At 74.9% G+C, this 18,359-nt stretch carries 19 protein-coding genes; 11 read left to right on the top strand and 8 right to left on the bottom strand.

All coding sequences use genetic code 11. The features are described 5' to 3' along the window. Positions 1-405 (bottom strand): DUF2237 family protein, encoded by a 405-nt coding sequence (locus ACI79I_RS16060; RefSeq protein WP_456945799.1) that lies wholly within the window; start codon positions 403-405, stop codon positions 1-3. A 202-nt stretch (positions 406-607) separates the two neighbouring features. Here ACI79I_RS16060 and ACI79I_RS16055 point away from each other — a divergent pair, with 202 nt between their 5' ends. After that, positions 608-2,617, top strand: coding sequence for an acetoacetate--CoA ligase (locus ACI79I_RS16055; RefSeq protein WP_456993314.1), 2,010 nt, complete (start codon positions 608-610; stop codon positions 2,615-2,617). A 59-nt stretch (positions 2,618-2,676) separates the two neighbouring features. Here the strand turns inward: ACI79I_RS16055 and ACI79I_RS16050 are convergent, their stop codons facing one another. Together ACI79I_RS16050 and ACI79I_RS16045 are read right to left on the bottom strand one after the other, a co-directional pair. After that, positions 2,677-3,468: an alpha/beta fold hydrolase gene (locus tag ACI79I_RS16050; RefSeq protein ID WP_456993313.1), complete on the bottom strand. Its 792-nt coding sequence runs from the start codon at positions 3,466-3,468 to the stop codon at positions 2,677-2,679. Positions 3,469-3,580: 112 nt separating this feature from the next. After that, positions 3,581-4,057, bottom strand: coding sequence for a hypothetical protein (locus tag ACI79I_RS16045; protein WP_456993312.1), 477 nt, complete (start codon positions 4,055-4,057; stop codon positions 3,581-3,583). Between the two features lie 209 nt (positions 4,058-4,266). Between ACI79I_RS16045 and ACI79I_RS16040 the strand changes: the two genes are divergently transcribed. Further along, on the top strand, positions 4,267-5,559 hold the full coding sequence (locus ACI79I_RS16040) for an MFS transporter (RefSeq protein WP_456993311.1): 1,293 nt from the start codon (positions 4,267-4,269) through the stop codon (positions 5,557-5,559). Between the two features lie 21 nt (positions 5,560-5,580). On the opposite strand, the gene ACI79I_RS16035 is transcribed toward ACI79I_RS16040, so the two are convergent. Next, positions 5,581-7,287, bottom strand: a complete 1,707-nt coding sequence (locus tag ACI79I_RS16035; RefSeq protein WP_456993310.1) for a glycoside hydrolase family 13 protein — start codon at positions 7,285-7,287, stop codon at positions 5,581-5,583. Between the two features lie 125 nt (positions 7,288-7,412). Beyond that, the gene (locus ACI79I_RS16030; RefSeq protein ID WP_456993309.1) at positions 7,413-7,802 is read right to left on the bottom strand and encodes a VOC family protein; all 390 of its coding nucleotides are present in this window, start codon (positions 7,800-7,802) and stop codon (positions 7,413-7,415) included. Between the two features lie 131 nt (positions 7,803-7,933). Between ACI79I_RS16030 and ACI79I_RS16025 the strand changes: the two genes are divergently transcribed. The 4 genes from ACI79I_RS16025 to ACI79I_RS16010 all read left to right on the top strand — a co-directional run bounded on the left by ACI79I_RS16025 (position 7,934) and on the right by ACI79I_RS16010 (position 11,749). Continuing rightward, positions 7,934-9,247 (top strand): MFS transporter, encoded by a 1,314-nt coding sequence (locus ACI79I_RS16025; RefSeq protein WP_456993308.1) that lies wholly within the window; start codon positions 7,934-7,936, stop codon positions 9,245-9,247. Positions 9,248-9,335: 88 nt separating this feature from the next. Beyond that, positions 9,336-9,713, top strand: coding sequence for an FKBP-type peptidyl-prolyl cis-trans isomerase (locus ACI79I_RS16020; RefSeq protein WP_456993307.1), 378 nt, complete (start codon positions 9,336-9,338; stop codon positions 9,711-9,713). A 308-nt stretch (positions 9,714-10,021) separates the two neighbouring features. Beyond that, positions 10,022-11,026, top strand: coding sequence for a cation diffusion facilitator family transporter (locus ACI79I_RS16015; RefSeq protein ID WP_456993306.1), 1,005 nt, complete (start codon positions 10,022-10,024; stop codon positions 11,024-11,026). 30 nt (positions 11,027-11,056) lie between these two features. After that, positions 11,057-11,749 (top strand): DsbA family oxidoreductase, encoded by a 693-nt coding sequence (locus ACI79I_RS16010; protein ID WP_456993305.1) that lies wholly within the window; start codon positions 11,057-11,059, stop codon positions 11,747-11,749. A gap of 93 nt (positions 11,750-11,842) precedes the next feature. Here ACI79I_RS16010 and ACI79I_RS16005 read toward each other — a convergent pair whose 3' ends face one another. Next, complete coding sequence (locus ACI79I_RS16005) at positions 11,843-12,085, bottom strand: acyl carrier protein (RefSeq protein ID WP_456916527.1); 243 nt, start codon at positions 12,083-12,085, stop codon at positions 11,843-11,845. A 76-nt stretch (positions 12,086-12,161) separates the two neighbouring features. Then, positions 12,162-12,380 (bottom strand): hypothetical protein, encoded by a 219-nt coding sequence (locus ACI79I_RS16000; RefSeq protein WP_456993304.1) that lies wholly within the window; start codon positions 12,378-12,380, stop codon positions 12,162-12,164. A gap of 73 nt (positions 12,381-12,453) precedes the next feature. On the opposite strand from ACI79I_RS16000, the gene ACI79I_RS15995 reads away from it, so the two are divergent. From ACI79I_RS15995 to ACI79I_RS15975, 5 genes are all read left to right on the top strand, one after another. Continuing rightward, the gene (locus ACI79I_RS15995) at positions 12,454-12,810 is read left to right on the top strand and encodes an ArsR/SmtB family transcription factor (RefSeq protein ID WP_456993303.1); all 357 of its coding nucleotides are present in this window, start codon (positions 12,454-12,456) and stop codon (positions 12,808-12,810) included. Continuing rightward, on the top strand, positions 12,807-13,328 hold the full coding sequence (locus ACI79I_RS15990; RefSeq protein ID WP_456993302.1) for an SRPBCC family protein: 522 nt from the start codon (positions 12,807-12,809) through the stop codon (positions 13,326-13,328). The genes ACI79I_RS15995 and ACI79I_RS15990 overlap by 4 nt, the downstream gene beginning before the upstream one ends. Before the next feature lie 241 nt (positions 13,329-13,569). Next, complete coding sequence (locus ACI79I_RS15985) at positions 13,570-15,384, top strand: phosphoenolpyruvate carboxykinase (GTP) (RefSeq protein WP_456993301.1); 1,815 nt, start codon at positions 13,570-13,572, stop codon at positions 15,382-15,384. A 213-nt stretch (positions 15,385-15,597) separates the two neighbouring features. After that, positions 15,598-16,812, top strand: a complete 1,215-nt coding sequence (locus ACI79I_RS15980) for an MFS transporter (protein ID WP_456993300.1) — start codon at positions 15,598-15,600, stop codon at positions 16,810-16,812. Continuing rightward, positions 16,809-17,213, top strand: a complete 405-nt coding sequence (locus ACI79I_RS15975) for a rhodanese-like domain-containing protein (protein WP_456993299.1) — start codon at positions 16,809-16,811, stop codon at positions 17,211-17,213. The genes ACI79I_RS15980 and ACI79I_RS15975 overlap by 4 nt, the downstream gene beginning before the upstream one ends. Positions 17,214-17,220: 7 nt before the next feature. Here the strand turns inward: ACI79I_RS15975 and ACI79I_RS15970 are convergent, their stop codons facing one another. Beyond that, entirely contained in the window at positions 17,221-18,270 is a 1,050-nt protein-coding gene (locus tag ACI79I_RS15970; protein WP_456993298.1) for a nitronate monooxygenase, read from the bottom strand. Between the last annotated feature and the right edge of the window lie 89 nt (positions 18,271-18,359).

Here is an 18,359-nt window from a genome sequence, read left to right as displayed (position 1 = left end):
TCAGTCGAGGCCGGTGAGGTCGTCGGGGACGTCGACCGCGTGCTGGCGCAGGGCCTCGAGGGGGACGACGTCGAGCGCGCGGGCGTTGGTCGCCGCGAGGACGACGCCGGCCGCCACACCCGCCTGGTAGGCCTGCAGCCACCGGGCGGCGACCACGCACCAGCGGTCGCCGGGACGCAGGCCGGGGAAGCCGTACTCGGGGCGCGGGGTCGACAGGTCGTTGCCGAGCTCGCGCTGCAGCGCGAGGAACTCCGCCGACACCACCGTGCAGACGGTGTGGCTGCCGATGTCCTCGGGCCCGCTGCTGCAGGAGCCCGTGCGGTAGAAGCCGGTCATCGGGTCGGTGCTGCAGGGCTCGAGCGGACCACCGAGGACGTTCCGCTCGACGTTGCCGGGCTCGCTCATGCGGCCCCCATCCCCGTGCGAGGTGCGCAGCGGCTCACCCGCCCATCTTGCGGGCCCGCCCCGAACGGCGCTGACCGGAGCCGGACCGGCAGCGGCCGACCGCCGGGGAGTGGCAAGGTCGCAGCGTGAGCGAGCTGGCGAGCTCACCGTGGACGGAGCAGCGCCGCGAACGCGGCCGACGAGCGCCGGCGAGGAGGTCCCCGTGAGCGAGCTGAGCGCTGACACGACGAGCGAGCCGACGGTCCTGTGGCGTCCCACCCCGGAGTCGGCGCGCGCGACGCAGCTCGGGCGGTTCGCCGACTGGGTGGCCGAGCGGCGCGGCCTGGACTTCGGCGACCCGCTCGACTACGACGCCATCTGGCGCTGGTCGGTCGAGCACCTCGACCAGTTCTGGGGTGACATCGGCACCTGGTCGGGCGTGCTCCCCGGCGTCCCCGACGACCGGGTCCTCACCCGGCGGGAGATGCCAGGGGCCGAGTGGTTCCCGGGCACCACGCTGAACTACGCCGAGCAGGCGCTGCGGGCCGGCGCCGACGGCACGGTGCCCGCCGACTCCCCGGCGCTGGTCGCCGTCGCCGAGGACCGCGACCCGGTCGAGGTCAGCTGGGCCACCCTGCGCGCCCGGGTCGGCGCGTTCGCCGCCACCCTGCGCCGGCTCGGCGTCCGGCGCGGGGACCGCGTCGCCGGGTACCTGCCCAACGTCCCCGAGGCGGTCGTGGCCTTCCTCGGCACGGCCACCATCGGCGCGGTGTGGTCCTCGTGCGCCCCCGACTTCGGCACCCGCGCCGTCCTCGACCGGTTCGCCCAGATCGAGCCCACCGTGCTGGTCGCCGTCGACGGCTACCGCTTCAACGGCAGGGAGTACGACCGCCGCGACGTCGTCCGCGAGCTGCGCGCCGCCCTGCCGACCGTGCGGACGACGATCGCCGTCCCGCGGCTGCACCCCGACGCGCTGCCGGACGACGTCCTGCCGTGGGCCGACGCCGTCGCCGACGAGCAGGAGCCGCGGTTCGAGCAGGTGCCGTTCGACCACCCGCTGTGGATCGTCTACTCCTCGGGGACGACCGGCCTGCCCAAGGGCATCGTGCACGGCCACGGGGCGATCACCCTCGAGGAGCGCAAGCAGCTCGCCCTGCACGGCGACGTCGGCCCCGGCGACCGCTTCTACTGGTACGCCTCCACCGCCTGGATCATGTGGAACATCGCCACCTCCGCGCTGCTCTGCGGTGCCACCGTGGTGGTCCACGACGGCGCCCCGGCGTACCCGTCCATCGACGCCCAGTTCGCCATCGCCGCGCGGACCCGCCTGACCTACCTGGGCACCAGCGCCGGCTACCTCACCGCCTGCGAGAAGGCCGGCATCCGGCCCGGTGAGACCCACGACCTGTCCGCGCTGCGGTCCATCGGCTCCACCGGCTCCCCGCTGCCGGCGTCGGCCTTCCGATGGGTCTACGACGCGGTGGAGAGCGACGTCTTCCTCGGCTCCCTCTCCGGCGGGACCGACGTCGCCACCGGCTTCGTGGGCAGCACGCTGCTCCTCCCGGTGACCGCCGGCGAGCTCCAGCGGCCGATGCTCGGTGTCGCGGCGGCCGCCTGGGACGAGCAGGGGCAGCCGGTCGTCGGGGAGCTGGGCGAGCTGGTGGTCACCGAGCCCATGCCGTCGATGCCGCTGTACTTCTGGAACGACCCCGACGGCAGCCGCTACCGCGAGGCGTACTTCGAGACCTGGCCCGGGGTCTGGCGGCACGGCGACTGGATGGAGGTCACCGACCGCGGCACCTGCGTCATCACCGGCCGGTCGGACTCCACGCTCAACCGCGGCGGCGTCCGCATGGGGACGGCGGACATCTACGCCGCCGTCGAGTCGATCCCCGAGGTCCTCGACTGCGTCGTCCTCGGCGTCGAGCAGCGCGACGGCGGCTACTGGATGCCGCTGTTCGTCAAGCTGGCCGAGGGCCAGGAGCTCACCGCCGACCTGGCGGCGACCATCAAGGACGCCATCCGGCGGCAGGCCAGTCCCCGGCACGTGCCCGACGAGGTCATCGCCGTCCCCGGCGTACCGCACACCCGGACCGGCAAGCGGCTGGAGGTGCCGCTCAAGCGGCTCTTCCAGGGCGTCGACCCGGCCCGGGCGCTCAACGTCGGCGCGGTCGACGACCCGGCCGCCGTCGAGCACTACGTCGCCCTCGCGCGGGAGCGCGGGACCCGCTGACGGCCTCTCCCGGGCACCGCCCCGAGCGTGCGAGGGGTGGGGAGGAGGGGGTCCTTCTCCTACCCCCCACCACTCGCAGGCTCGCGGCGTGACCCGGGAGAGGGGCCGTTCCAGTCGGTCACCACGTCGAGCAGGACGGCGGCCAGCGCGTCGGGGCAGGTCACGTACGGGATGTGGGAGCAGTCGAGCTCGCGGTACCGCCAGCCCGGCGCCTCCCGGGCCTGCTGCGCGTACCGGTCGAAGGTCGGTGTCGGGAAGCGGGTGCAGCGGACGTAGGTGCGCGGCAGTTCGCCAGCTGCTCCGTTGACCAGGCGGACCGGCCGGCTGAAGTGGCCGACCGGCGTGGCGTGCAGCCGCGGCTGGACCCAGGCCAGGTCCGCCGGGTCGGTGATCTCCCAGAGCTGCGGGAGGATCTGCTCCCACGGCGGCGGCGCGATCCGGGGCAGCAGCCAGCCGTCGCCCTCCTGCTCGACCAGCGCCGTCATCCCGGACCGGCGCTCGGGCGTGACGAGGTCGAGCACGGACTGACCGTCCTCGGGCACGAAGGCGTCGAGGTAGACGACCTCCGCCACCCGTTCCGGCACCCGGTCGGCGACCCCGGTGACCACCATGCCCCCGGAGCTGGTACCCACCAGCACCACCCGGTCGAGGTCCTCGTAGGTGAGCACGCTGACGACGTCCTCGACGTGGGTGAGCAGGTCGATGCCGTGGTCGAGGAGGTGCGCCCGGTCGCCGAGCCCGGTGAGGGTGGGGGTCACCACCTCGTGCCCGGCCGCCCGCAGCAGCGGGGTGGTCCTCCGCCAGCACCAGCCCCCGAACCAGGCGGGGTGCACCAGCACGAACGTCGCCATCGGCCCAGCCCTCCGTCGCGAGGCGGTACCGGCCGCCGCCGGACCCGCCCCGACCAGCCCGTGCGGGTCGACGGTAGGCCCGGCGGGGGATCGGGGACAGCCCGGCGGGCGGTCAGGCGGCGGCGAGCCGGTCCGGGCGGGTCCGGACGACCTCGAAGCCGGGGAACGCCGGCAGCTCCGCGTCGACGACGAGCGGCACGGGCACCGGCCCGCCCACGGTGCCGCGCGCCTCGGTGAGCGTGCGGTCGGCCGGGGGCAGCTGGGCGAGGATCCGCTCGCGCACCTCGGGCCGGACGTGGATCTCCCGCGGCGGCGCGGCACCCGGCCGCCAGGCGACCGCCAGGATGTCGCCGAGCGGGTCCGGCGGTGCCCAGTGCGCCGGCCGGCCTGCTACCGGGTGCTGCTCCGGGGGCGGCGGGGCCGGCGCGGGTGCCACCGCTCGCGGCGCGGGTGTCGCCGCGCGGACGGGGATGGGCGGTGGGGACGGGTCGTGCGGCACGGCGGTCGGGCCCGGCGTCTCCCGACGCCGGACGTCGTCCCGTCGGAGGTCGTCCACGGCCGGCGCCCTCAGGAAGGTGGGCCTGCGCATGACGTGTCTCCTGCTGGGGAGGTGCACCGGGTTCAACAACCGGGACACCGCCACCATGCCCCGGGGGTGTGACGGTTCCGGCGGCTGTTCCACGTGCAACACGCGGCTCCGCGACGCGGCGCGGCGGAGGCCGGGGAGAGTGGGGCGGGCCGGGGACGAGGTCCGGGGACGAGGTCCGGGGACGACCGGGGTGGACGGGGGAGTGCTCGATGGCCGGGCTGCCGCGTGCGCTGACGCCGCTGCGGTACCGCCGCTACCGCCTGCTCGCCGCGTCGCTCGGGTTCTCCCTGCTGACCAACAGCACGTTCGCGGTCGCGGTGGTCTGGCAGGTCGTCGCCCTCGGCGGCGGCCCGGCCGAGCTCTCGCTGGTCAGCGGCCTGCACGCCGGCGGGATGCTGGCCAGCGCCCTCCTCGGCGGCGCGCTGGCCGACCGCGTCCCCCAGCGGCACGTCCTCCTGGCCGTCGCGCTCGTCCAGACGGCCGGCACCGCGCTGGTCGCGGCGCTGTCGCTCGCCGGCGTCCTGACGCTGTGGCAGCTGGCCGCCGTCGGGCTGGCGGGCGGCCTGGCGAACGGTCTCTACTACCCGGCCTACTCCGCGCTGGTCCCGGCCCTGCTCCCGGAGGACCACCTCCTGGCGGCCAACGGGCTGGAGGGCACCATGCGCCCGGTCCTCTTCCAGGCCACCGGGCCCGCGCTGGCCGGCGGGGTGGTCGCCGCGGCCTCGCCCGGGGCGGCCCTCGCGGTCACGGCTGCCGCGGCGCTGGGGGCCGCGGCCTGCGTGGCAGCGATGCCGGCGACGCCGGTCCGCCGGGAGCCGGGGACGGCGCTCGCGCACCCCGTGCGCGGGCTGTTCGCGGACATGGGCGAGGGCTTCCGATACATGGTGCGCACCCCGTGGCTGCTGGCCACGCTGGTGTTCGCCTCGCTGATGCTGCTGGTGATGCTCGGCCCCTTCGAGGTGCTGGCCCCCTTCGCGATCAAGGACCGGGCCGGCGGCGGGCCGGTCGAGCACGCCCTCGTCCTGGCCGCCTTCGGCATCGGCGGCGCCGTGGGGTCGACGACCGTCGCCTCGCTGCGGCTGCCCCGCCGCTACCTCACGGTGATGACCCTGCTGTGGGGCCTCGGCTGCGTGCCGATGGTCGTCTTCGGCACCTCCACGTCGCTGCTGCTGATGATCGCCGCGGGGCTGGTCACCGGCGCGACGGCGCAGGCCGGGATGGTCATCTGGGGCACGCTGCTCCAGCGCCGCGTGCCCCCGGCGCTCCTCGGCCGGGTCTCCAGCCTGGACTTCTTCGTCTCGACGGCGTTCCTGCCGCTGTCGATGGCCCTGGCCGGTCCGGTCAGCGAGCTGATCGGGCTGACCGCGACCTTCCTGGTCGCCGGGCTCGTGCCCCCGGTGCTCGCCGCGGGGACCCTGCTGGCCGCGCGCCTCCCCGCCGACGAGATCGCCCACCCGCTGGACCGCCGACCGGACCCGAGCGGAGTGGGATCGTCCGGGTGAGGCGCACCGATCCCCGCCGCATCACACCGGCCGGAGCACCCGCGCCTCCCACGGGCGCAGGACGGCGGGGTCGTCCTCGGGCAGGTTGCCCAGCACCAGACCGGCGTCGGCGGCCTCCGGGAGCAGCTCGCCCAGCCGGTACTCGTGCCCGCTCAGGTTGCAGACGACGAGCAGCCGGTCGCCGTCCAGGCAGCGGGTGAACGCGTACACCGAGTCGTGGTCCGGCAGCAGCATGGTGAAGTCCCCGGTCGCGACCACCGGCAGCTCGTGCCGCAGCGCGATCAGCCGCCGGTGGTGGGCGAACACCGAGTCCGGGTCGGCGCGCTGGGCCTGCGCGTTCCACTCGACGTGGTCGGGGTTGACCGCGATCCACGGCGTCCCGGTGGTGAACCCGGCGTTCTCCGAGGCGTCCCACTGCACCGGCGTCCGGGCGTTGTCCCGGCTCATCCGCCGCATCGCGGCCAGCACCGTGCCGGGGTCCTCGCCGTGCGCGACGGCCTGGGCGAAGTGGTTGAGTGACTCCACGTCCCGGAAGTCGTCGAGCGAGGGGAAGGGGGCGTTGGCCATCCCGAGCTCCTCGCCCTGGTAGACGTACGGCGTCCCGCGGTGCAGGTGCAGCAGGGTGGCCAGGCACGTGGCCGAGTCGCGGCGGTACCGCGGCGAGTCGTCGCCGAACCGGGAGACCGCCCGCGGCTGGTCGTGGTTGTCCCAGTAGAGGGAGTTCCAGCCGACGTCGGCCAGCCCCGCCTGCCACCGGCCGAACGAGGCCTTGAGGTCGGCCATCCGCAGGGGGCGCGGGGAGAACTTGGACCCGTCGAAGTCCAGCCCGACGTGCTCGAACTGGAACACCATGTCCACCTCGGCGCGGGCCGGGTCGGTGAACAGCCGCGCCTGCTCCACCGTGACGCCGGGCATCTCCCCGACCAGCAGCAGCCGCTCCCGGTGCCCGGCGTAGACCTCGCGGTGCATCTCCTGCAGGAACTCGTGGATGCGCGGCCCGCACAGGTAGGACGCCGACCCGTCGCCGTAGGGCACACCCGGCAGCGGTGGGCCGTCGTGCAGCGAGCCGTCCGGGGCGACGTCCTTGCTGATCATGTTGATGACGTCCATGCGGAACCCGTCGACCCCGCGGTCGAGCCACCACCGCATCATCGCGTGGACCGCCTGCCGGACCTCGGGGTTCTCCCAGTTGAGGTCGGGCTGCTTGCGGTCGAACAGGTGCAGGTAGTACTCGCCGCTGGCCTCGTCGAGCTGCCACGTGGAGCCGGAGAAGAAGGAGTGCCAGTTGGTCGGCTCCGCGCCCGGCGCGCCGGCGGCCAGACCGGCCCGCGGCGGGCGCCACCAGTACCAGTCCCGCTTGGGGGAGTCCCTCGACGACCGGGACTCCACGAACCACGGGTGCTCGTCGCTGGTGTGGTTGACCACCAGGTCCAGGACCAGCCGGATGCCGCGGTCGTGCAGCGCGGCGATCAGCTCGTCGAGCTGGGCGAGGCTGCCGAACAGTGGGTCGACGTCGGTGTAGTCGCTGATGTCGTAGCCGTTGTCGGCCTGCGGCGACGGGTAGACCGGCGAGAGCCAGACGACGTCGACGCCGAGGTCGGCGAGGTGGTCCAGCCGCTGCAGGATGCCGCCGAGGTCGCCGATCCCGTCGCCGTCGGAGTCCATGAACGAGCGGGGGTAGACCTGGTAGACGACGGCACGGGTCCACCAGGCGGGCGCGTCGGGCACCGACCCAGCCCAGCACGCCGGGCCGGACGGCGCACGGTCAGTCCTGCGGCGGCTGCGACATCGGCCTGACCCCGCGCCCGGTCCGCGCCTCGCTCGTTCCTCGCAGCGATGCTCCCGGGCTGTCGTCAGGCGGACGGCGGGGTGTGGTGGACCGCCTCGACGTTGTTGCCGTCGGGGTCGCGGAAGAACGCGCCGTAGTAGCCGGGGTGGTACTCCGGCCACACCCGCGGCTCGTGCAGCACCTCGGCCCCCTCCTCCCGGGCGAGGGCGAAGACCTCGTCCACCGCCTCCCGGGACGGCGCCCGGAGGGCCAGGTGCACCGGGCGGTCGGTGCCCTCGGCGAGCGGGCTGAGCCACAGCTGCGGGTGCCCGTCGGGGCCGGCGAACCCCACGACCGGGCCGTTCGGCGTCTCGTACCGCATCGCCTCGCGGAGGCCGACCGGGGCGAAGACCCGCGCGTAGAAGGCCACGGCGGCGTGGACGTCCGCGGCCTGCAGTCCCAGGTGGTCGATCACGCCGCCGGACCGTAGTGGCCGACGGCGGACGGCGGCCACCGCTGCGGCGCCCGGGGTCGGCAAATCGGGTGCGTTCCGTCGTACCCCTCGCCGACCATGGTCGGACCCCCGTCCCCCGAGGAGGCTCCGCGATGGTCGCCCTGCCGCGCGCACTCGCGCCCCTGCGGCACCGGCACTACCGGCTGCTGGCGGCGTCGATGGCGCTGTCGCTGACCAGCGCCGGGCTGTGGGCGGTCGCCGTGGTCTGGCAGGTCGTGGCCCTCGGCGGCGGCCCGGCCGCGCTCTCGCTGGTCACCGGCCTCTCCGCGGGCGGGATGCTGGCCAGCACCCTGTTCGGCGGCGTGCTGGCCGACCGGGTGCCGCAGTGGTACCTCCTGCTCGCGGTGGCGCTGGTTCAGGCCGGCGCCGTCGCCGTGGTCGCCGTCCTGTCGCTGATGGAGCTGCTGTCGCTGTGGCAGCTCGCCGCGGCCGCCCTGGCCGTGGGGCTGGCGACGGGGCTGTACTACCCCGCCTACTCGGCGCAGCTGCCTGCGCTCGTGCCGGAGGGGGACCTGCTGGCGGCCAACGGGCTGGAGGGTGCCGTCCGTCCGCTGCTGCAGAACGCGGCCGGCCCCGCGGCCGCCGGGTTCCTCGTCGCCGCGCTCTCGCCCGGCGCGGCCCTGGCCGCCACCGCGGCGGTGTCGCTGCTCGCCGTCGCGTACGTCCTGGCGCTGCCGGTCACCCCGGTCCGGCGGGCGGCCGGCGACGACGGCGCCCCGGCGACGGGCGTGCTGGCGGACCTGCGCGAGGGCTTCGCCTACATGCTCCGCACGCCGTGGCTGCTGGCCACCCTGCTGTTCGCGTCGCTGATGGTGCTGGCCCTCCTGGGGCCGCTGGAGGTCCTGGTCCCCTTCGCCATCCAGGACGCGGGCGGCGGGCCGACGCAGCACGCCTACGTCCTGGCCGCGTTCGGGGTCGGTGGGGCGGTCGGCTCCCTCGTCGTCGCGTCGCTGCGGCTGCCCCGGCGCTACCTCACCGTGATGGTCTCCCTGTGGGGGCTGGGCTGCGTGCCGATGGTCGTGTTCGGCCTGTCCACGAGCCTCACGCTGATGATCGCGGCCGGGGCCCTGGTGGGTGCCGCCTTCGAGGCCGGGACGGTCATCTGGGGCACGCTGCTGCAGCGACGGGTGCCGCCGGCCCTGCTCGGCCGGGTCTCCAGCCTGGACTTCTTCGTCTCGCTGAGTCTCATGCCGCTGTCCATGGCGCTGGCCGGCCCCGTCAGCGAGCTGATCGGGTCGGGCGCGACCTTCCTGGTGGCGGGGCTGGCGCCTCCGCTGCTGGCGGCCGTGGCGGTCCTCGCCGCGCGGATGCCGGCCGACGAGGTCGCGCACCCGCTCGACACCGAGGCCGCGAGCGGCTCGCCGGCCGGTGAGCCGCCCGCGCACGGGGTCCTCGACCGGGTCTGACCGGCCGGGCCGCGTCTGCGGCGTGCGCCGGCCGCTGATTGGATGGAGCGACGGCGCCGGGACATCCCCGGTGCGAGGAGGGAGCACCGTGGCCGAGCTGACCCGCCCCGAGGTCGAACCGCCCACCGGCCCGGCACCCAACGACCTCGTCGTCGAGGACCTCGTCGTCGGCGACGGCCCCGAGGCCAAGGCCGGTGACCTGGTGAGCGCGCACTACGTCGGCGTCACCCACGACGGCGGCGAGCAGTTCGACGCCTCCTGGGACCGCGGCGACCCGCTGGAGTTCCGGCTCGGCGTCGGCATGGTCATCCAGGGCTGGGACGAGGGCATCACCGGCATGCGCGTCGGCGGCCGCCGCCGGCTGACCATCCCGGCGCACAAGGCCTACGGCGACCGTGGCGCCGGCGGCGTCATCGCCCCCGGCGCCACGCTGGTCTTCGTCGTCGACCTCGTCGGCGTGCGCTGAGGCGGTGACACTGCGGTCCTCCGGACCACACCGCGGCCAGGTGCCGTCCCCCGACTGAGCCGAGCCCCCACCCGTGTCCCGGTCGGGGACCCTCCGGGCCCCGCGACCGGACCACACCGCGGCCAGGTGCCGTCCCCCGGCTGAGCCGAGCCCCCACCCGTGTCCCGGTCGGGGACCCTCCGGGCCCCGCGACCGGACCGCACCGCGGCCAGGTGCCGTCCCCCCGCCGTGTCTCCCCACCCGTGGCCCGGTCGGGGAGACACGGCGGGGGCGCATGAGCGTGACCGGCGCGGGGCACCGGCGGGTGCATGACACAACCGGCCCCCACCACCGAGCACGCCCTGGCGAAGGACGCCGCTGAGGGCGAGCCCGGAGGGGAGTCCACCGGCACCGTCGTCGTCGCCGGGCTGGCCAACCTCGGCATCGCCGTCGCCAAGCTCGTCGGCGGGCTGATCAGCCACTCCTCGGCGATGCTGTCGGAGGCGGCCCACTCGCTGGCCGACACGATCACCGAGGTCCTGCTGTTCGTCGCGCTCAAGCGCGGCACCCGCGCACCCGACGCCCGGCACCCGGTCGGCTACGGCCGGGAGACCTACTTCTGGGCGCTCCTGGCGTGCCTGGCCACCTTCACCCTCGGCGCCGGCTTCTGCTTCTACCAGGGCGTCACCACGATCCTCGAGGGCGAGGAGCAGGGCGACCCGGTCATCGCCTACGTCGTCCTGGCTGTCTCCTTCGTCCTCGAGGGCGCCTCCTGGCTCAAGGCGGTGCGCCAGGTGCGCAGCTCGGCGCGCCGGTGGCGGACGACGCCCCGCCGCTACCTCGCCGAGACCAGCGACACCACCGTCAAGGCGGTCACCTTCGAGGACAGTGCCGCGCTCGTCGGGCTCGTCCTCGCCGCGCTCGGCCTGTTCCTCGAGCAGCTCACCGGCGACCCCACGTGGGACGGCGTCGCCGCGATCGCCATCGGCGTCCTCCTGCTGCTGGTCGCCGGGTCGCTCGCCCGGGCCAACGTGTCGCTGCTGATCGGCCAGTCGGTGTCCCCGCGCATCCAGGAGGAGCTGCGCGCGGAGATCGCCGCCCTGCCGCAGGTCACCGCCGTCCCGTTCCTGTTCACCACGGTCATCGGCCCCGGTCAGCTGATCGTCGCCGCCAAGGTGGACTTCGCCGACGACGCGACCGTCGCCGACGTCGAGCGGGCCTCCGACGAGGCCGAGCGGCGGCTGGTCGCCCGGCACGAGGGCGTCCGGTACGTGTTCCTCGACCCGACGCCCGGGAACGGGCGGGCGCAGGCGGAGGCGCACCGGCCGGGATGACCCGCGCCGCCTCCGGTGTTGGGGGCGTTCGTGCGCATCGAGGTGTGGTCCGACGTCGTCTGTCCGTGGTGCTTCATCGGCAAGCGCCGGCTGGAGACCGCGCTCGCGCGGTTCCCCCACCGTGACCAGGTGGAGGTCGTCTGGCGGTCGTTCCAGCTCGACCCGACGGCGCCCGAGGGGCAGACCCACCCGGCCCTGCCCGCACTCGCCGCGAAGTACGGCCGCAGCGTCGAGGAGATGCGGGAGATGCAGCGGCAGGTCGAGGAGATCGCCGCCGCCGAGGGCCTGGAGTACCACCTCGCCGAGGGCCTGAGCGGGAACACCCTCCTCGCCCACGAGCTGATCCACCTGGCCGCCGAGCACGGCCTGCAGGGCGCGATGAAGGAGCGGCTGCTGCACGCCCACTTCGAGGAGGGGCGGTCGGTCTTCGACGTCGACTCCCTCGCCGCGCTCGCCGTCGAGGTCGGCCTGGACGAGGCCGAGGTGCGCGCCGCGCTCGCCGACCACCGCCACCGGCCCGCGGTGCTCGAGGACGGCCGGACGGCTCAGGCGCTCGGCGCGACCGGCGTCCCCTTCTTCGTCGTCGACCGCCGGTACGGCGCCGCCGGTGCCCAGCCGGCGGAGCTGCTGCTGCAGGTGCTGGAGAAGGCCTGGGCCGACGCCCGGCCCCTGGAGACGGTGCCCCCGGCCGAGGGCTGCGCCGACGACAGCTGCGCGGTCTGAGGACGGACCCCGGCGGGCCTCGGACGAGGCCGTGGACGCACGACGGCCGCCTCCCCGGAGCACCCGGGGAGGCGGCCGTCGTCGTTCTCGGCCCTACTGGGTCGCGGGGCCGCCCTGCTCGGTGCCGGAGATCTGCCGCAGGAACTCGTGGCAGCGCTTGGCGCGCGCCGAGTCCTGCTCCATCACCTCGCGGAAGAACCCCGCGATGTCCTGGAGCCCGGCGTTCTCCGCGTCGCGCACGTACTGGCCGTAGTCGTGCCCGGCCTTGAGCGAGTGGTACTGCACCGAGATCAGGTCGTAGGTGACGTCCTCGAACCCGGTCTCACCGGTGGCCATGACAGACCTCCTCGTCTCAGAACGGTGGGGTCCTTCCGATTCCCGCCCCTGCGGACCTGAAACGGACCGCTCCGTCTCAGTCGGTCGGGGACTCGGAGAAGGCCCCGCCGGTCACGTCCCCTCCCGCGGCGTCGTCAGCCGCGGTCCGGTCGGCCGCCAGCTCCTCCTCGCCGCTGGCCGCGGGGTCGTCGGCCGTGGAGGCGAGGTCGTCACCCTGGCCGTGGGCGCCGGGGTCGGCCTGCAGCGTGCGGGGGTCGTTGAGCGGGTCCGGGACGTCGGGGTCGGTGACGGTCATGCCCGCCCGGTGCCCCACGCCGCCGGGCGGCAACCCCTGGCCGGACCCGTAACGGATGTGTTACACATCGGCCGTGGAGGCGCTCGGTGCCCTGGCCGACCCGACCCGCCGGGAGCTGCTCGCCCTGCTCGCGCAGGGCGAGTGGGCGGCCGGCGAGTTGGCCGGCCGCTTCCCGGTGAGCCGCCCGGCGATCAGCCGGCACCTGCGGGTGCTGCGCGAGGCGGGGCTGGTCACCTGCCGGGAGGAGGGGCGGCGCCGTCTCTACGCGCTCGACCCGCGCCCGCTCCGGGAGCTGGACGCGTGGCTGGAGCCCTACCGCGACCTGTGGGCCCAGCGGCTGGACGCACTGGACACCGAGATCGCCCGCGGCCGGCGGGCCCGAGATGAGCGGGGGGCTCCGGCGCCCCCGCGGAGCGGAGACCCGACATGACCCAGCAGGACGTGCCCGCCGCCCGCCGCGGCGTGGTCACCACCGAGCCCGACGGACGGCAGCGGCTGGTCTTCCGCCGGTCCTGGCCCGACCCGCTCGAGGACGTGTGGTCGGCGCTGACCGAGCCCGAGCGCCTGGCTCGCTGGATCGGCCGCTACGACGGGGAGCGCGGGCCCGGCGCCACGGGCACGTTCACGATGACCCACGAGCAGGAGCCGGCGAGCGAGGCCATGCGCATCGTCGAGTGCGACCCGCCCCGTCGGCTGGTCCTGGAGTGGACCCTCGAGGAGGAGCCCTGGCGGGTCGAGCTCGACCTCTCCACCGACGGGACGACGACCACGCTGGTCTTCACCCAGGTCTTCCGTGCCGGGTTCCCCGTCGGGGACGTCGCCGGTGGCTGGCACTGGTACCTCGACAAGCTCGACGCCGAGCTCACCGGGGGCGAGGGGCCGGGGGAGTGGGACGCCTTCTGGGCGGGGGTCGGCCCGGGCTACGGCGCCGCGACGCCGGCCGGCTGACCCCCGGCCGGGCCCCGGAGCGTGGCCGGAGACACGGGTGACCACCAGGGACCTTCGTCCCATCGGGTAGACGTCTTATACGTAACATCTCTCACGGTTACAGTGGACGCCCCCGCTTGTACGCTGACCGGACCCGGCCCCCAGTCGGCGCCCGTGGCGCCCGGGCGGACCGATGTCAGCTGAGCAGGACCAGCAGCGCCGGCGGTCGTCCCGTCCGGCGTACCCAGAGGATGGAGACGCCGTGACTTCCGTGGCCACCCCCGGTCTCGACAACGCCCCCACCACGCACGCTCGGCTGCTGGCCTGGGTGCGGGAGATGGCCGAACTGACCACCCCCGACCGCGTCGTGTGGGTGGACGGGAGTGACGAGGAGTGGGAGCGCCTCACGCAGCAGCTCGTCGACGCCGGCACGTTCCGTCGCCTGGACAAGAAGCCCAACTCGTTCTGGGCCGCCTCCGACCCGCGCGACGTCGCCCGCGTCGAGGACCGCACCTTCATCTGCTCGGTCGACGAGGCCGACGCGGGGCCGACCAACAACTGGATGGCCCCCGACGAGATGAAGTCGATCATGACCGAGCTGTACCGCGGGTGCATGCGCGGCCGGACGATGTACGTCATCCCGTTCTGCATGGGCCCGGTCGAGGCCGAGAACCCGATGTTCGGCGTGGAGCTCACCGACTCGGAGTACGTCGTGGTCTCCATGCGGGTCATGGCCCGCATCGGCAGCGCGATCCTCGAGGCCATGGGCGAGGACCGGCCGTTCGTGCCGGCGATGCACTCCCTCGGGGCGCCGCTGGCCGAGGGTCAGGAGGACGTCCCCTGGCCGTGCAGCGACACCAAGTACATCGTGCACTTCCCCGAGGAGCGGACCATCTGGTCCTACGGCTCCGGCTACGGCGGCAACGCCCTGCTGGGCAAGAAGTGCTACTCGCTGCGGATCGCCTCGGTGATGGCCCGTGACGAGGGCTGGCTCGCCGAGCACATGCTGATCCTCAAGCTGACCAGCCCGCAGCAGAAGACGTACTACATCGCCGCGGCCTTCCCGAGCGCCTGCGGCAAGACCAACCTGGCCATGCTCGAGCCGACCATCCCCGGGTGGAAGGTCGAGACCCTCGGCGACGACATCGCCTGGATGCGCTTCGGCGAGGACGGCCGGCTCTACGCCCTCAACCCGGAGTACGGCCTGTTCGGCGTCGCGCCGGGCACCGGCTGGGACACCAACCCCAACGCCATGCGCACCATCGAGAAGGGCAACTCGGTCTTCACCAACGTCGCCCTGACCGACGACGGCGACATCTGGTGGGAGGGCATGACCGACGAGCCGCCGGCCCACCTCACCGACTGGAAGGGCCGGGACTGGACGCCGGAGAGCGGGGAGCCCTCCAGCCACGCGAACAGCCGGTTCTGCACCCCGATCACCCAGTGCCCGATCCTGGCGCCCGAGTACGACGACCCGAAGGGCGTGCCGATCTCGGCGATCCTCTTCGGCGGCCGCCGCAAGACCACGATCCCGCTGGTCACCGAGGCCCGGGACTGGAACCACGGCGTCTTCATGGGGGCCACGCTCTCCTCGGAGACGACGGCCGCGGCCACCGGCGCCGTCGGCGTCGTCCGCCGCGACCCGTTCGCCATGCTGCCGTTCATCGGCTACAACGCCGGTGACTACTTCCGGCACTGGGTGGAGACCGGCAAGGCGCACGACGCCGCCAAGCTGCCGCGCATCTTCTACGTGAACTGGTTCCGTCGCGACGAGGACGGCGGCTTCCTGTGGCCGGGCTTCGGCGAGAACAGCCGGGTCCTCAAGTGGGTCGTCGAGCGCCTGGAGGGGACGGCGGCTGCCGTCGAGACCCCCATCGGGCACGTGCCGGCCGCCGACGCGCTCGACGTCTCCGGTCTGGACCTGACCCCCGAGCAGGTGGAGAAGGCGCTCGCCGTCGACAAGGACGAGTGGCGCGCCGAGGTCCCGCAGATCACCGAGTGGTTCGAGAAGTTCGGCGACAAGCTCCCCAGCACGATGTGGGACGAGCTGGCGATCCTCGAGCACCGGCTCGCGTAGTCGGAGGTCCTCCTCCTCGCCGAGGAGCTGCAGGGCTGCCATGGGCCCCGCCCCGGTCGACGGCGACCGGGGCGGGGCCTGTCGCATCCCGCCCGGTGGCCGCAGCCACGCACCCGCGCCGCCCAGCCGGGAGCGCCCAGGTCGGATAGCGTGACCCGACGTACCCCTCCCCGGCTCAGCGCCGAGCCGAATCGACGACAGGCCCTACCGCCCGTGCCCAATCCGTATCTGCACGTGCTGCGCACGCCGCACACCCTCCCCATGGTGCTGGCCGCGTTCATCGGGCGGTTGCCGCTGTCCATGGTCGGCCTGGGCTCGGTGCTGCTGATCGCCTCCGAGAGCGGGTCCTACGGCTACGGCGGTGCGGTCGCCGCCACGGGCGCGGTCACCACCGCGATCGCCGGGCCGCTGATCGGCCGGTGGGCCGACACCCACGGCCAGCGCCGGACCCTGCTGCCGGTGGTGGCGGTGTTCGTCGCGGCCGGCTGCGTCTTCCTGCCCGCGGTCAAGGAGGACTGGCCGCGCTGGATCGTGTTCGCCTCGGCGGGGGTCGCCGGCGCCTGCATCCCGCCGGTCGCCTCGATGATCCGGGTCCGCTGGACGCACCTGCTGCGCGGCACCCACCGGCTGCCGACGGCGCTGGCCATGGAGTCGGTGGTCGACGAGTTCGTCTTCATCGTCGGCCCGGTGCTGGTCACCTTCCTCTCCACCACCGGGCACGCGACCTCCGGCGTGGTCACCGCCTTCGCCCTCGCCGTCATCGGCAGCCTGCTGTTCGCCGCGCAGGGCCGCACCGAGCCCCCGCCGCACGGCCACGAGGCGCGCACCGGTCCCCGGGCCATCCGCAGCGCCGGGATCCGGGTGCTGTTCGTGGTGGGCGCCGCCGTGGGCGCCATCCTGGGCACGCTGGAGATCGCGCTGGTCGCCTTCGCCGACGAGGTCGGTGCGATGTCGCTGTCCGGCGTCCTCATCGCCGCCCTCGCGGTGGGGTCGATGGCCAGCGGTATCGGCTGGGGCACGGTGCACTGGCGCTCGCCGCTGCGGATCCGGCTGGCGGTCGTGCTGGTCGCCCTCACCGTGCTCAGCGTCCCGCTGCTGCTCATCGGGAGCATCTGGGTCATGATCCCGTTCGTCGTGGTCGCCGGGATCGCCGTCTCGCCGTCGCTGATCAGCTCCTTCACCCTCGCCGAACTGCTCGTGCCGCGGTCGGCCACCACCGAGGCCTTCACCTGGATCGGCACCGCGCTCGGCCTCGGGGTGGCGATCGGCGCCTCGGTCGCCGGCAAGGTGGTCGACGTCGCCGGGGCCAACGCCGCGTTCGCGGTCTCGACCGTCGCCGCCCTCGTCGCCGCGGTGGTCGTCGCCGCCGGACAGCGCGTGCTGCACGTCCCAGCCGAGCACGCCGCCGCCCCGGCGATGGTCCGGTGAGCACCGGACGGCCTCCGGGCGCCAGGACCATCGACGAGGTCCTGGCCGAGGCGCGCGCCCGCCTGCACCGGCTCGAGCCCGAGGAGGCGGCCGCCCACGCGGCGCGGGGCGCGGTCCTCGTCGACACCCGCCCGGCGTTCCAGCGGGACGCCGACGGGGCGGTGCCCGGGGCGCTGGTCGTCGAGCGCAACCACCTGGAGTGGCGGTTCGACCCGGCCAGCGACGCGCGGCTGCCCGAGGCGACCGGCTACGACGTCGAGGTGATCGTGCTGTGCGACGAGGGCTACTCCTCCAGCCTCGCCGCCGACTCGCTGCGGGCCCTGGGCCTGCACCGGGCGACCGACGTCGTCGGCGGCTACCAGGCCTGGCGGGCGGCGGGCCTGCCGACGACGCGCGACTGACCGCCGCTCACCCCGGCCGCACCGCCCCGTCCAGCGCCGCCCGGGCCTCGGCGGCGAGCCGGCGGACGAGCTCACCGGCCGGCTCCGCCCGCGCCAGCGCGGCCGACTGACCGGCCCACAGGTGCAGCTCCTCGACCACGCCGGCGGCCCGTGCCGCGGCCCGGACCGGGGCGGTGAGCAGGTGCACCTCCGGATAGGCAGCCGGTGCGGAGTCCCCGAGCTCCCGGACCGCGTCGTTGACCAGCGCCCGCGCCCGGCGGCCGGTGAACGCCCGGGTGACCGTCGTGGGCCGCCCCTCGGCGAGCGCCGTCACGTGCACCGCTGCGGTGCCCGCCTCGGGCGTGGGCAGGAACGCGGTGCCGAGCTGGGCCAGCGACGCCCCGCCGGCCAGCACCGCGGCCACCCCGGCCCCGTCGGCGATGCCCCCGGCGGCGACCAGCGGCAGCGGGGACACCCGCCGGACGAGGGCCAGCAGCGGCAGCAGGCCCAGCTGCGCGGGTTCCTCGTCCGACAGCCCACCGCGGTGCCCGCCGGCCTCCCACCCCTGGACGACGAGCGCGTCGGCGCCGGCCGCCGTCGCGGTGGCCGCGTCCTCCGGCGAGGTGACCGTGACCCACACCGGCAGCCCCGCGTCGTGCAGGGCGTCGAGCGCGTCCGCGGGCGGCAGCCCGAAGGCGACGGACACGACGGCCGGCCGCAGCTCCCGCAGCAGCTCCACCTTCGCGGCGAACCCGTCGTCGGAGCGCGCCGGGACGCCTGGGGTGGCGCCCAGGCGGGCGGCACGGGCGGCGATGCGGTCGGCGTAGCCGGGCAGGCGGGCGGCCTCCTCCGGCCGCTCGGGCACCGGGGCGAAGACGTTGACGCCGAACGGCGCCCCGGTGCGGGCACGGACCTCGGCCACCTCCGCGGCGACCTGCTCCGGCGTGCGGTAGCCGGCAGCGAGGAAGCCCAGCCCGCCGGCCTCGCCCACCGCCGTGGCCAGCGCCGGGGTGGACGGCCCTCCGGCCATGGGGGCGCAGACGATGCGGGCGGGGACCGGTGGCAGTGGCAGGGGCACGCCGGTGACCCTGCCGCCCGAGGGGACGGCGGGACAAGCCGGGGGGTGCCCGCCGGACGTCCTACGATCCGCGCCGTGGGTCCCTGCCA

The sequence above is a fragment of the Geodermatophilus sp. SYSU D01105 genome (assembly GCF_054050095.1).
Note: the sequence above shows the minus strand (reverse complement) of the source record. Positions and strands in the feature narration are given on the sequence as shown.